Below are 15,909 nucleotides of genomic sequence, written 5' to 3' on the forward strand. Positions count from 1 at the left end.
AGCGGTATCCTAAGATTAATTTATTTAGTATAACTTGTATAAACAAGTGTTTACAAACTTGTTTATACAAGTTATACTAAGGTCAATAAACAAGGATGAAAGCGATTCCAAAGGGAGGTACATCTATGAGTGTTAGCAAAAAGTCCGTAGAGGAGATCATTGAAGCACTTGGCGGTAAAGAAAATATTGTAACCGCTTCACATTGTGTAACGCGCTTACGTCTTGCTTTGCTAGATGAGGGGAAGGTCCAGAAGGAAGAGCTAGATACTCTTGATCTGGTAAAAGGGTCCTTTTCTGCCAATGGACAGTTTCAGGTCGTAATTGGTCCTGGTCTGGTTGACAAAGCTTATGCTCATTTATTAGAGCTTACTAGTTTAGAAAAGGCTTCTAAGCAGGAGCTCAAGGATGCTACGGAAAAAAATTTAAATCCGATACAAAGAGCAATTAAAACATTAGCTGATATTTTCATTCCAATCCTACCTGCAATTGTGACCGCTGGTTTGCTAATGGGGATTAATAATGTTTTGACAGGAAAAGGGATCTTTTTCCCAGATCAATCACTGATTCAGGTATATGCCCAATGGAAGGATTTGGCGGACATCATTAATCTCATCGCCAATACGTCCTTCGTATTCTTGCCGGCTTTAATCGGCTGGTCTGCTGCAAAACGCTTTGGTGGTAGTGAGCTTCTTGGGATGGTGCTTGGATTAATGCTCATTCACCCCGATTTATTAAATGCTTGGGGATACGGAGATGCGGTTGCAAAAGGAACGGTGCCATATTGGAATTTATTTGGGTTAAGTATTGAAAAAATTGGGTATCAAGGTCAAGTGTTACCTGTTCTTGTTTCAGCGTTTTGTTTAGCGAAGATAGAACAATTCATGAATAAGCGTGTACCAGACGCCTTCAAGCTATTATTAGTAGCTCCTGTGACGTTATTAGTAACAGGCTTCCTGTCTTTCATCGTGATTGGTCCGTTAACCTTTTCAATTGGAAATGTAATTACTAATGCTTTTGTGAGCATTTTTGATAATTTTGCAGGGGTTGGTGGTCTCATTTATGGTGGATTCTATGCCTTGCTGGTTGTAACAGGCATGCATCATACCTTCCTTGCTGTAGATTTGCAATTGATCGCAAGTGTAGGCGGAACCTTCTTATGGCCGATTCTAGTACTTTCTAATATTGCTCAGGGCTCTGCTTCATTAGCTACGATGCTTTTGATCCGTGACGAAAAGGGCAAGGGCTTGTCACTTACATCAGCGATTTCTGCTTTCCTAGGAATTACGGAACCAGCTATGTTCGGGGTAAATCTACGGTTACGCTATCCATTTATCGCTGCGATGATTGGATCTGCACTCGGTGCCGTATACATTACGATAAATAAGGTAAAAGCAGCTTCGATTGGTGTAGGTGGTTTGCCTGGCTTCTTGTCCATCTTCCCACAAAACTGGGGACCGTTCTTTGTCGGAATGGCAGTCGCTTTAGTTGTACCTTTTGTCCTTACTATTATTTTTGGCAAAATGCGTAGCAAAAAGGTAGAAGAGAAGGGGACAAAGGCGGTAGCGTAACAAGTAATTTAATATGACACATAAGTGATGCACATACAACTAGACTAAGCTTTACGAAAATGGTGGTGTAAGCAATGCAAGAAACATGGTGGAAGAAGGCCGTTGTGTATCAGATTTATCCGAAAAGCTTTCTTGATACAACAGGGAATGGTATCGGAGATTTGGAAGGAATTACTCGACAATTAGATTATTTACAGCAATTAGGTGTGGATGTGATCTGGTTAACTCCTATTTATGCATCTCCACAAAAAGATAATGGCTACGACATCAGCGATTATTATACGATCAATCCTGAGTACGGAACAATGGAATCGTTTGAACAGCTGTTACATGAAGCTCATCAACGGAAGATCAAGCTGATTATGGATATCGTAGTGAACCATACGTCTATTGAACATGAATGGTTTAAACAAGCAAGGTCTTCCAAAGATAACCCGTATCGTGACTATTATATTTGGAAAGATGGTGTAGATGGCAATCCGCCAACGAACTGGCAATCCAAATTTGGTGGGAATGCTTGGGAATGGGATGAACAAACAGAGCAATACTATCTGCATTTGTACGACGTGACGCAAGCTGATTTGAATTGGGAGAACCCTACTCTACGACGCGAAATTTATGATATGATGCACTTTTGGCTGAAAAAAGGCGTTGATGGTTTCCGCTTAGATGTAATTAATGTTATCTCCAAGGATCAGACTTTCCAAAACGATACGCTACAAAGCCCAATGGAGGATGGACGACGCTTTTATACTGATGGTCCTCGCATCCACGAATATTTAAAAGAAATGAATGAGCAGGTTTTTGCTCATTATCCAGAGATATTGACAGTAGGAGAAATGTCGTCTACAACGATTGATAATTGCATCCGTTATACCAATCCAGACGAGAGGGAACTAAGTATGGTCTTTAATTTTCATCATTTGAAGGTCGACTATCCGAACGGACAAAAGTGGGCTACAGGTGAGTTTGACTTTGCAAAATTAAAGAGCATTCTCAATGAATGGCAGGTTGGAATGCAAGCAGGTGAAGGATGGAATGCATTGTTCTGGTGCAATCACGATCAGCCGCGTGTAGCTACTCGTTTTGGTGATGATCAGAAATATCATAATGAATCTGCGAAAATGCTGGGGACCGCTCTTCATTTTATGCAAGGTACTCCCTACATCTATCAGGGTGAAGAGTTTGGCATGACTGATCCTGGGTTTGCTAATATCGAGGATTACCGTGATGTAGAAACAATTAACGCTTACCATTTGCTCCGTGAGACAGGCATTTCTGAGCAGGAGATAATGAAGGCGATCAAACAAAAATCCAGAGATAATTCACGTACACCAATGCAATGGTCGGATGCTTCCAACGGTGGATTCACGGCAGGTACTCCTTGGATTAACGTAGCTAATAATTATCTGTCAATCAATGCACAGCGAGCACAGGAGGATCAGAATTCCATCTGGTATCACTATCAAAAATTGATCCAGCTACGCAAAAAACATGATGTCATTGCATATGGTGATTTTACCATGCTGTATCCAGAGCATCCCCAGATATATGCCTATGTTCGCCAGTATGGTTCTGAGCAGGTAGTGGTGATTAGTAATTTTTATGCTGAACCAACAGAATTTGTACTGCCGAAGGATATCGATAGAAAAGCACATAGGGAGGTTATTCTGACCAACTATCCAGATGTGCCGGCAACACTGGATGAATTTACATTGCGTCCATATGAGTCGCTTGCGATTTTAATAAAGTAAGGTAGCTTTGAAACAAAATGCTCACATCCCAGTTCCAGATTGAAATGGGAAATGGGCATTTTGTTTTTTTGTTTCTATTTGTACTCACAGCCAGACAGCGGTATCATAAGAAGGAGAATGGTTGACATAATGAGATCGTCATATTCAACCGATAGAATCCGGTTTTGAGAGGATGACAACATGAGTAAAAAGATTGTTTTAGCAGAGAAACCCTCAGTGGGTAAAGATATCGCCAGAGTCTTGAAATGTACCAAGCAGGGGAATGGGTACCTTGAAGGCGACAAATATGTAGTAACTTGGGCATTTGGTCATCTTGTTACGTTAGCTGATCCTGAAGTCTATGGAGAGACCTATAAATCATGGAAGCTGGAGGATTTACCGCTGTTGCCATCTCGCCTGCAATTGACAGTCATCAGACAGAGCTCTAAGCAATATCAGATTGTTAAAAAATTGTTAGGTCGTCAGGATGTTACAGAAGTGATTATTGCTACGGATGCTGGACGTGAAGGTGAGCTGGTGGCGAGGTGGATTTTAGAAAAAGCGCACGTGAAAAAGCCTGTGAAGCGCTTGTGGATATCCTCTGTGACTGATAAAGCAATCACGGATGGCTTCAGAAAGCTACGAGATGGCAAGGAGTACGAAAATCTTTATGCTTCTGCTGTAGCTCGTTCTGAAGCCGACTGGTTTGTCGGTATCAATGCCACCCGTGCTCTTACAACAAAGCATAATGCTCAGCTCTCTTGTGGACGTGTTCAAACTCCTACTGTGGCTATGATTGCTAAACGTGAGGAGGAGATTCAAAAATTCGTTCCTCGTCCTTATTATGGCGTACAAGCGATAACAGGCAATGGTTTAAAACTTACGTGGCAGGATCAGCAGACAAAAGATATGAAGACGTTTACCAAAGAGAAGGCCGAGAAAATTGTCGAAAGCAGTAAAAATAAACAAGCGGAAATTATTGATATCCAAAAGGCTAACAAGAAAAGCTTTGCTCCAGCTTTATACGACCTAACCGAGCTGCAACGTGATGCGAATAAGCGGTTTGGCTTTTCAGCAAAGGAAACCCTCTCCGTTATGCAAGGATTGTACGAAACACATAAGGTGCTCACGTACCCGCGCACGGATTCTCGCTATCTGACATCAGATATTGTCGAAACAATACCTGATCGATTGAGGGCTATTTCGGTTAAACCATACACTCCGTTTGCTGCTAAGCTGTTAAAGCAACCGATTCGAGCGGGTAAACATGTAGTGGATGATAGCAAGGTATCTGATCATCATGCGATTATTCCAACTGAGCAATCTGTGCTGATGAATAAGCTTAGCGACAAGGAACGTAAAATATATGACCTTGTTGTTAAACGCTTTCTGGCTGTGCTATATACACCTTTTGAATATGAACAAATTAGTATTCGTGCTCGCATTGGCGATGGCGAATTCTTAGCAAAAGGGAAGACGATCACGAATCAAGGCTGGAAAGAAATCTACGACAACCATTTTGATGAAGAGGAAAATGGAGATGGATTAAAGGAGCAGCTTTTACCAAAGCTACAACAAGGTGAGCAAATGCCTGTACAAACCGTTTCTCTTACGAAAGGGGAAACAAAACCTCCAGAGCCATTTACAGAGGCTACACTACTTTCCGCTATGGAGAATCCTGTCCGCTATATGGGACAGGTTGATAAGCAGGTAGCCAAAACATTGGGTGACACAGGTGGATTAGGAACAGTTGCTACTCGCGCAGATATTATTGAAAAATTGTTTAATAGCTTCTTGATTGAAAAGCGTGGCAAGCATATTCATATCACATCTAAAGGAAAGCAGTTGTTGGAGCTTGTACCAGAAGAACTCCGCTCTCCTGCTCTTACTGCCGAATGGGAAATGAAGCTAGGGGCTATCTCGAAAGGAAGCTTAGCTAAAAACAGCTTCATACAGGAAATGAAGAAGTATGCCGAGCAAATCGTTCAACAAATTAAATATAGTGAGCAAAAATTCCGTCATGACAATCTGACTCGCTCCAAATGTCCGGATTGTGGAAAGCTGATGCTCGAGGTGAATGGTAAAAAAGGAAAAATGCTGGTTTGTCAGGATCGAGAGTGCGGTCATCGTAAGAATGTATCCAAGGTTACAAACGCGAGATGCCCACAATGTCGGAAAAAGATGGAGATGCGTGGTGAAGGAGAAGGCAAGATCTTCGTATGCAAATGCGGTCATCGTGAAAAATTGTCCGCGTTTAACGACCGACGTGGCAAAGAGAAACAGACGAATGTTTCCAAGCGAGATGTAGCGCAATATATGAAAAAACAGCAACACGACCAAGAAGACATAGGTAATCCAGCTTTGATGGAGGCATTGAAGAATTTTAAGCTAGATCAGTAATTTTATAATAAAAAATGTGCTTGTATGTATAGGCGCCCCTCTCTTCGTTTATCCGTGAGAAAGGGCGCCTATTTTAGTGTCTATGTTTACTCGGAAAAAAGACAGTAACAAAGTAGAGAGGTATTTTTAGAATTTATTATTTTTATGTTAATGACCCTTGAGAGAAGTACATACATATATTTTATTCATAAAGTAAATTGGTGGATAGATTAGTATGTTTCATAAAATGTAAACGTTTTTATATGTTGGCATATTTATGGTAGAGAACGCTGTTCACTATACAGGAAGACTATAGACACGAGGTTTTACGTCTATATTCGCAATTTGAAAGCGAATTCTTTTTTTAGTCTAATAAAAAACAGCAATATATCAAAATAAATAACAATAATATGATCAATAAATAACATTGTTACTAATCTACAAGAAACAAAATCATTATTTTTACATAATAAAAACATAATAATAAAATGTGCTAGAAAAATATTGAAGAAAATGACCATTATTGGTAGTATTGAAAAATAACCCTGTAATTTTATGTATTATAATGCGATTTTTTGTCGCATAATTAGTAGCGTAAATGTTAGTGGTGATGTGAACAAATTGTTATCTTTTAATAAGGAAGATAAACAAAAGATGGTTCAGAATTTTTCGTTTTTCATTTTATAAGACAAAGAGGTGGTCCTGATGGATTTATCTACATTAAATTTTTTGGATGAAACAGAAAAGCATAAGTTATTGAATCAATTCAATGATACGGACGCTAATTTTCCTCAGGAGATGACCATTCATGCATTGTTTGAAAAGCAGGTACAAGAAAGACCGGATCAAACTGCGGTAATTTTTAATGAACAAAGTATGACCTATAAACAAATTAATGAACGAGCAAATCAAGTGGCACATAGCTTACGGAAGCATGGAGTTGTTCCAGACGAAATTGTTGGGATTCTAGCAGATCGCAATACTGACATGCTCATTTCAATTCTCGGTGTATTAAAGGCTGGGGCCGCTTATATGCCTATTGATCCTACATATCCTACAGAACGTATTCATTATATGATCAATGACAGCCAAACTAAGATTGTACTTGCCGAAGATAGAGAGATGGTTCCAGAAGGCTGCAATGCAGAGCTGATCTTCTTGCATGATACGGCTCTATTAAACGAGGAAATCTCCAATTTAGTACATGTAAATAAGCCTGAGGATTTGGCCTATATTATCTACACATCTGGCTCCACTGGTAAACCAAAAGGGGTTATGATTGAACATCGCAATGTGATTCGCTTGTTATTTAATGACAGAAATCTATTTGATTTTACTAGTGACGATGTCTGGACCGTTTTCCATTCGTTCTGTTTTGACTTCTCAGTTTGGGAGATGTATGGGGCTTTACTGTATGGAGGAAAAATCATCCTCGTTTCCTTTGAGATAGCGAGAGATCCACATGCGTTCCGGAATTTACTTCAAGAGCAAAAGGTTACGATTTTGAATCAAACCCCTACAGCTTTTTATCAACTCTCCTCTGAAGAGATGCAACATTCTGATAGTAATTTATCGATTCGTAAAATCATCTTTGGTGGAGAAGCGTTAACACCGTCACAGTTACTAGCATGGAAGCAAAAATATCCAAACACAGCCTTGATTAATATGTACGGCATTACAGAAACAACTGTTCATGTGACTTATAAGGAATTTGACTTACATGATATGGACAGCACAATTAGTAATATTGGAAAGCCTATCCCTACGTTAAAAACCTATGTTTTAGATTCTAGGAGAAACCTAGCTCCAATAGGGGTGAAAGGTGAACTGTATGTGAGCGGAAAAGGAGTAGCTCGCGGTTATTTAAACAAACCTGAATTGACGGAAGAACGATTTATGGATAATCCCTTTGTTCCCGGAGAAAGAATGTATCGTACGGGTGACTTAGCTAGATGGCTACCTGAAGGAGAGCTCGAATACCTAGGCAGGATTGACCAACAGGTAAAAATCAGGGGCTATCGCATTGAACTAGGAGAAATAGAAGCCGAGCTTTTGAAGCAAAAAGGGATGAAGGAAGCAGTAGTTTTAGTTACAAATGATAAAAATGAACAACCACAATTACATGCCTATTTAACATCTACTGAAGATTGGGCACCAGCAGATCTTCGTAATCAACTTACTACAACATTACCCTCGTACATGATTCCAGCTCATTTTATATTTGTGTCGCATATGCCTATTACGCCAAATGGAAAAATCGATAAAGAATCACTTCGTAGAATAGAACCATCACTTCAAGAAAGCTCTACAGGAACATATGTAGCTCCACAAACACCTACAGAACAACAATTAGTCCTTATATGGGAAGAAAATATCGGAATGGAACCTATCAGCATAGATGATAATTATTTTGCTTTAGGTGGCGACTCCATCAAAGCAATTAAGCTATTGCACGCTATAAACAAAGAGTTTCAGATTAGCTTTCAAATTGGAGATTTGTATAAGCATGGAACCATTAGAGAAATGGGTCAGCAAATTGGCGAAAAAGGTAAGCAATCTAATAATCAAAAACTGTTGAAACTTCAAGAATTGGACCGTCTAAAAGAGAAAATTTTGGGAAGTGATAAATAGTCATGTCGGAAAAGCTAAGCAATGCTAAAGACCTATTTCCAATGAGCGATATACAGCTAGGAATGGTCTACCATTCATTAAAACATGTACATGAAGCTGTATACCATGATCAATTTGTTTATCAAGTAGATGATGATTCATTTGATGTTCATGTGCTAGAACAAGCGATGAGAATGATGGTTGATAAGCATGACATCTTAAAAACAAGCTTTCATATTGAGGAATTTTCTACACCGGTACAGGTAGTGCACCAGGATGTACCTGTTCAGATTGATGAAATAGACATTACACATTTGGAAGAGCAACAAAAAGAACATATCCATCGCTATTTGGCAGAGGATCGGCTATCGCCTTTTGATGTAACAACAGCTCCTTTATGGAGAATGCGAGTTTTTAAACTAAATTCAAAACAAGTTGCTCTTGTCTGGATTTTTCATCATGCAATTTTGGATGGATGGAGCGTTGCATCTTTTATTACGGAGTTAATTGATGTTTATTTCAAATTGAAGCAAAAAAAATTAATTTTAGAGCCATTACAGACTACTTATAAGGATTATGTTATCGATCAGATGCTACTATCTGAGCAAAATGAGCTCCGTGAATTTTGGATAGACGAACTAAAAGATTACAAACGGCTACAACTACCAGTAAAGATGGATGAAAATGGCGGTACTCACGTTACGGTTGTTGAGAAATTAGACCCCGATATCATAAATAAATGCAGGGAGATTGCACAAGCTCATCACATTCCTTTAAAGACCGTATGCCTAACAGCCTTTCTCTCTATGATGCATATGATTTCCTATGAGAGAGATTTGACTGTGGGACTCATTGAGAATAATCGACCGATTACGGAAGATGCTGAAAAGGTGCTGGGATGTTTTCTCAACTCCGTTCCGTTTCGCGCCATTATCAAAAAAGATATGAGCTGGAAAGAGCTTTTAGAGCAGACACAGCAAAAGCTTGTTGAGATTAAAACATATGGAAGGCTTTCTTTTGCAAAGATTATTGAAGTAATTGGTGAGACAGGAAGCGAGCGTAATCCGGTTTTTGATTGTCTTTTCAACTTTGTCGATTTCCATGTATTTAAAGGGATAAAAGATCATAAAGTTAAGTTCTGGTTAGACGGATATGAGAAGACGAACACCATGTTTGATTTTTCTGTTTCCACCACAATGGATGATTATTTTGTTCGAGTTGTATCAGCACTGCCAGAAGAAGATACTATAAAACTAATCAAATATTATCAAAGGATTTTAGAAAAGATCGCTCTTCAAATTGACGAAAAAATAGATAAACGATCTATTCTTGATGAACAGGAAAGCCACTTGTTGGTAGAGGAATGGAATCAAACAATTATTGATTATCCAGACAAGCAAACGCTGCATAAACGATTTGAAGAGCAAGTGGAAAAGTATGCAGATCATGTGGCACTGGTGTTTGAGGAAAAGCAGCTTACCTATGGAGAATTGAATGCTAAAGCGAATCAACTGGCACGTGTATTACAAAAACATAATACGCTTCCTAATCAGGTAATTGGTCTAATTACAGAGCGTTCACTAGAAATGATAATAGGTGTACTTGGGATATTAAAAGCAGGTGGAGCTTATATGCCTATTGATCCCACGTATCCTTCTGAGCGTATCAACTATATGCTCGAAGATAGCCGAACATATCTCTTACTCGTACAAAAAGCAGATATGATTCCAGTCGATTATCAAGGGGAAGTATTTATTCTGACAGAGGCACTGTGGGAAGGTGAGACGACAGAGAACCTGGAGCTTGTCAATCAATCGCAGGATGTTGCTAATGTCATGTATACATCGGGAACAACAGGAAAACCAAAAGGTATCCTGATAACCCATCGAAACATTATGACTACGATAATCAACAATGGCTATATCGATATCTTTTCAACAGATCGAATCCTGCAAGTATCTAATTATGCTTTTGATGGGTCAACCTTTGATATATACAGTGCTTTATTAAACGGAGCTACTCTTGTGTTAGTTCCAATGCCAACACTAATGAATCCAGCCGACCTGTTAGCAATCATGAGAGATAGCAGCATTACGGTATGTTTACTGACAACCTCTCTGTTTAATACGTTGGTTGATCTGGATATAACCAGCTTCAAAAACATGCGTAAGGTTTTATTTGGTGGGGAAAAGGCCTCATTTTACCATGTAGAAAAAGCACTAGATTATTTGGGTGAGGGACGTCTGGTAAATGAATATGGTCCGACAGAAACGACGGTGTGCGCCACTAGCTATACAGTCGATCATACGATTAAAAAGCTGAGAAGTGTCCCGATCGGTCGTCCTTTGAGCAACACTTCGGTATATATTTTTGGACTAGATGACCAATTACAACCACTTGGAGTACCAGGTGAGTTATGTGTAGCTGGGGAAAGTATTTCACTAGGGTATCTCAATCGACCAGACTTAACAGCAGAAAAATTTGTTGAAAATCCACTTAAACCAGATGAGAGAATGTACCGTACAGGTGACCTAGTACGTTGGTTGCCTGAAGGTGTAATGGAGTACATGGGGCGGATTGATGAACAAGTCAAGATTCGTGGGCATCGCATCGAGTTAGGGGAGATTGAGGCAAAGCTGCTCGAACATCCTTCTATTCGCGAAACAGTGCTAGTTGCAAAACAGGATGCAAGAGGCCATTCCTTCTTAGGTGCATATCTTGTTACAGACAACTTCTGCCCTGTAACGGAATTACGCAATTATCTGATGGAAACCTTGCCAGAGTATATGGTTCCTTCCTACTTCATAGAGCTAGATAGCCTACCACTTACTTCTAATGGGAAAGTGGACAAGCGAGCCTTGCCTGAACCGGAATCCCAGACTTTACAAGCATATGCCATGCCGGAGAATGAGACAGAAGAAAAATTGGTTCAGCTATTCCAGGAGGTTATGGATGTAGAACTTGTTGGTACACAAGATAGCTTTTATGAACTAGGTGGCCATTCCTTAAAAGCAATGATGCTGGTTTCTCGAATTCATAAGGATTTTGGCGTAAAGGTACCACTGAAGGAAGTGTTCAGTCGTCCGACTGTGAAGGAATTGGCTGCGTACCTGACTCAGTCAGAAGAAGCAAATTATATAGAAATTGAAGCAGCGGAAAAGAAAACATACTATCCAGTTACAGCTGCCCAAAAAAGGATGTATATCGCGCAACAATGGGAAGCTGACGAAGCAACCAGCAGTTATCACATGCCGTTTATGATGGAAATTACAGGACCTCTTCAAGTAGACAAGCTACAACAGATACTAAAGAGTCTTGTTGAAAGGCATGAGGCCTTACGGACATCATTTCATATGATCGATGAAGTATTGATGCAAAAGATACATGCAGATGTATTGTGGGATTTAGATATAGATGTAGAGCCAGTTGTGGCTGTGGAGCAAGAAATTGAAGATAAAATGTTTCAGTTCCTCCGCAAATTTGATTTGAGTGAAGCTTCTCTTTTTAGAGCTAAGCTACTTCGTGTCAATGCTAATCAGCATGTTTTGCTACTAGATATGCATCATATTATTTCTGATGGATTCTCATACCAAATCTTTTTTGAGGAACTGACTAAGCTGTATCAGGGCGAGGAATTACCACCTCTCAAGATACAATATAAGGATTATGCAGTTTGGCAGCATTCCGAAGAGCAACGAAAGCGTTTGCAACAGCAAGAGGAATACTGGTTACGTCAATTCCAAAGTGAAATTCCTGTTCTGGAATTGCCCACAGATTACCAACGTCCCGTTGATAAACAGTTTGCTGGAGCATTGTTCACATACGAGTTATCTGTTGATATAACGGAGAAACTGAGAAAATTAGCGATTAGAGAAAAAACGACGCTATATACAGTATTGCTGACCGTCTATAACGTTCTATTGACCAAATATACAAGTCAAGAGGACATAATCGTAGGGACACCGATTGCTGGTCGTCCACATGCAGATTTAGACCGGGTATTTGGTATGTTTGTAAACACGTTAGCAATCAGAACAACTCCAAAAGTAGACTATTCCTTCTTAGAGTATCTTTCTGAAGTCAAAGAAACGGTACTAGGTGCTTATCAAAATCCAGACTATCCATTTGAAGAACTGGTTGAAAAGACGCTGGTTCAGCGAGACATAAGCCGTAATCCTTTATTCGATGTTATGTTCTCCGTAGAGAAATTGCCATCTGCTGTACAATTCGATGAATTACGATTCTGTCCACGTTTGTTTGATTGGAAGAAAGCGAAATTTGACTTGGATTGGACAGTGGTGGAAGGTGAATCACTTCAAGTTTTGGTTGAGTATAGCACGAGCCTGTTCGATCGATTGACTGTAGAACGAATGTCTAAACATTTCGAGCATATTTTGGAGCAAATAATAGAGCATCCAAAACTGTCTATTTCTGATATTGAATTACTGACCGAAGCAGAAAAACAACAAATTTTGATTGAATTTAATCAATCAGATAAATACTTTGACCGACAAAAAACGATTCAGGAACAATTTGAAGAATGGGTAGACAAAACCCCGGATAGCATGGCTCTAGTTTTTAAAGACAAACAATTGACCTATCAGGAATTAAACCAACGTGCTAACCAAGTAGCGCATTTGTTACGTGCCAACGGGATTTCAGCTAATGATTTTATTGGTTTAATGGTAGATCGATCGCTTGAGATGATTATTAGTATGCTAGGTATTTTGAAGGCGGGCGGAGCCTACTTACCTATTGATCCTGATTATCCCGAGGATCGAATCGATTATATGTTATCTGATAGCAAAGCTAAGATTCTCTTAAAGCAAAGTGAACAAACAGCACCTGCTTCCTTTGAGGGTAAAGTAATTTCTATTGATACTCCGGAATTGCTTGAGATGGACGTAGAAAATGTATCCAGGGTCAATAGCTCATCTGACTTGGCTTATATCATTTATACATCCGGATCAACAGGAAAACCAAAAGGAGTATTGATTAACCATCGATGCGTCATAAACATGCAGCTTACTGCTGAAACCTTTGGTATATCTCCTTCGAGTCGTGTCCTACAGTTTGCTTCTTTTAGTTTTGATTCATCTGTGGGTGAAATTTTTTATACATTATTAAATGGAGCCTGCTTGTATTTGGTAGAAAAAGACTTGCTTTTATCAGGTAACGAGTTTGTTTTGTGGTTAAAGAAAAATAAGATTAGCTCGATTCCTTTTATTTCACCATCTGCCCTACGAATGCTCCCTTATGAACATTTACCTGATCTCGCGTATATAAGTACGGGTGGTGAGGCATTGCCGGCCGATCTAGTTAAAGCTTGGGGAGAAAATCGTATCTTTTTAAATGCATATGGTCCGACGGAAACCACTGTAGATGCCACCGTAGGAATATGTACACCAGAGGGGAAACCGCATATTGGAAGACCCGTTAAGAATAAAAAGGTGTACGTAGTGAATAGTAGCAATCAATTACAACCGATTGGTGTTCCTGGTGAGCTTTGCATTGGCGGCGAAGGGGTTGCACTTGGCTATCTAAACAGACCTGATTTAACTCAAGAAAAATTCGTTTCCAATCCGTTTATCCCAGGCGAAAGAATGTATCGCTCTGGTGACTTAGTCAGATGGCTACCTGATGGAACGATTGAATATTACGGAAGATTAGATGATCAGGTAAAAATTAGAGGGCACCGTATTGAGCTAGGAGAGATTGAAACAAGGCTATTAGAGCATCCATCAATTAAAGAAGCGATTGTCATTCCACGTTCTGATGAATCTGAAGCCACATATCTATGTAGTTATTTGATTGTAGAAGGATTATGGAATGCTGCTGATATGCGTAAGTACTTGAAGGCTTCTTTGCCGGATTACATGATACCGTCATATTTTGTGGAGTTGCAGGAGTTACCGCTGACACCTAACGGAAAAATTGATAAAAAAGCATTACCAAAACCAGAAAAGCAAATGCACAGAGGGCAGGATTATGTAGCCCCTACTAACCTTGTGCAATCCATTTTATCTCAGATTTGGTCTGATGTCCTTGGTGATGAAAATATAGGTATTCATGATAATTTCTTTGAACTTGGTGGAGATTCGATTAAAGCTATCCAAATTTCAGCTCGACTCAATAAGCATAATCTAAAGGTTAAAATGCGGGAATTGTTTAAGAACCCAACGATTGCTGAGCTAAGCCTGCTTGTACAAGAGATTGTACAGGAGATAGACCAAGGAGTAGTAGAAGGGAATATTCCGCTTACACCGATCCAGCATTGGTTCTTTAGCCAAACATTCCCACAGGTCAATCATTATAATCAATCGATTCTTCTCTATAATGCTGAAGGCTGGGATGATCAGAAAGTAGACAAAGCCTTTGAGATTCTAACGCAGCATCATGATGCACTGCGAATGGTATATAGCTTAGACGGTCAAGAGGTCGTACAGCGCAACCGGGGATTGGACGGCTCGAATTATCACTTCGAAATTATTGATGTAAGACAAGATGGGGACGATCAGTCGAAATGGAAAACAGAGGCCAATCGGATACAGGCAAATATGGATATAGCTCAGGGGCCTTTGGTACAAATCGGATTGTTCCGTACAAATGAAGGAGATTATTTGTTAATTGCTATTCACCATTTAGTAGTGGATGGAGTGTCCTGGCGCATCCTATTAGAAGACTTCTATCATTTGTATAGAGGAAACGATTCTCTACCATTAAAAACTACTTCGTTCCAAGCATGGTCTCAAAAGCTCCAAGAGTATGTCCAGAGTAAAGAGCTAGAAAAGGAGCTTCCATATTGGCGCAATCTGGATGAGACTATCATGGACTATACATTAATCAAAGATATAGAAACAGCAAGCTCAAGTAAGGCAACCTATGAGGAATTTTTAACTGTATCGATGTCTTTATCAACAGAAGAAACCCAACAGCTGGTAACTGAAGCTCATAAGGCATACCAGACTGAAATGAACGATCTTTTACTCACTGCACTCACTTTGGCTTTGAAAGAATGGACGAATAAAGAACAACTGCTAGTTAGCATGGAGGGGCATGGACGCGAAGAGATTCTAGAAAACGTAGATATTTCCCGTACAATTGGTTGGTTTACATCGGAGTATCCAGTTGCCATTCACCTTACGAAAACAGATATTTCGTTTGCAATTAAGCAGGTGAAGGAAACGTTGCGTCGTGTACCTAACAAAGGGTTTGGCTTTGGTGTTCTCAAATATTTGGCAAAAGAGACATTCGAGGTTAAGCCAGAAATCAGCTTCAACTACTTAGGTCAATTTACAGATAAGGAAGAGGGGAACTCTTCTTTGATGGGTGATCTGATTAGTCGAGAGAATACTAGTGAGCTTTCCCTAGATATCAATGGAAGTATAGAGGCTGACAGATTACAAATGCACTTTAGTTACAACGCCAGCGCTTACTATCCAGAAACGATCGCATCCCTTGTTCAAAACTTCAAATCCTATTTGCTTGAGATTATTAGTCATTGCTTGACGAAAGATGGAGTAGAGCATACACCAAGCGATTTTGATATCAATGATCTCACCATGGAAGAGCTAGATGATATTTTTGATGACCTGGAAGAAGAGGTTTACAAATAACTA

At 39.6% G+C, this 15,909-nt stretch carries 5 protein-coding genes; all 5 read left to right on the forward strand.

Features of this window, described 5'->3' with window-relative positions; all coding sequences use genetic code 11:
• The first annotated feature begins 125 nt into the window (after window positions 1–125).
• The 5 genes from treP (at window position 126) to BrL25_RS15415 (ending at window position 15,906) form a co-directional block, all read left to right on the forward strand.
• The gene (treP, locus tag BrL25_RS15395; protein WP_018674295.1) at window positions 126–1,568 is read left to right on the forward strand and encodes a PTS system trehalose-specific EIIBC component; all 1,443 of its coding nucleotides are present in this window, start codon (window positions 126–128) and stop codon (window positions 1,566–1,568) included.
• 74 nt (window positions 1,569–1,642) lie between these two features.
• Window positions 1,643–3,322, forward strand: coding sequence for an alpha,alpha-phosphotrehalase (gene treC / locus BrL25_RS15400; protein ID WP_018674294.1), 1,680 nt, complete (start codon window positions 1,643–1,645; stop codon window positions 3,320–3,322).
• Window positions 3,323–3,502: 180 nt separating this feature from the next.
• Window positions 3,503–5,701 carry a DNA topoisomerase III gene (locus tag BrL25_RS15405; protein ID WP_018674293.1) on the forward strand — a complete coding sequence of 733 codons (2,199 nt, stop codon included), beginning with the start codon at window positions 3,503–3,505 and terminating at the stop codon, window positions 5,699–5,701.
• 684 nt (window positions 5,702–6,385) lie between these two features.
• Window positions 6,386–8,311 carry a non-ribosomal peptide synthetase gene (locus BrL25_RS15410; protein ID WP_018674292.1) on the forward strand — a complete coding sequence of 642 codons (1,926 nt, stop codon included), beginning with the start codon at window positions 6,386–6,388 and terminating at the stop codon, window positions 8,309–8,311.
• A gap of 2 nt (window positions 8,312–8,313) precedes the next feature.
• A complete protein-coding gene (locus tag BrL25_RS15415) occupies window positions 8,314–15,906 on the forward strand; it encodes a non-ribosomal peptide synthetase (RefSeq protein ID WP_018674291.1) in 7,593 nt (2,530 codons plus the stop codon).
• Window positions 15,907–15,909: the final 3 nt, after the last annotated feature.

It is taken from the genome of Brevibacillus laterosporus DSM 25 (genome assembly GCF_002706795.1).
GTDB classification, from domain to species: domain Bacteria; phylum Bacillota; class Bacilli; order Brevibacillales; family Brevibacillaceae; genus Brevibacillus_B; species Brevibacillus_B laterosporus.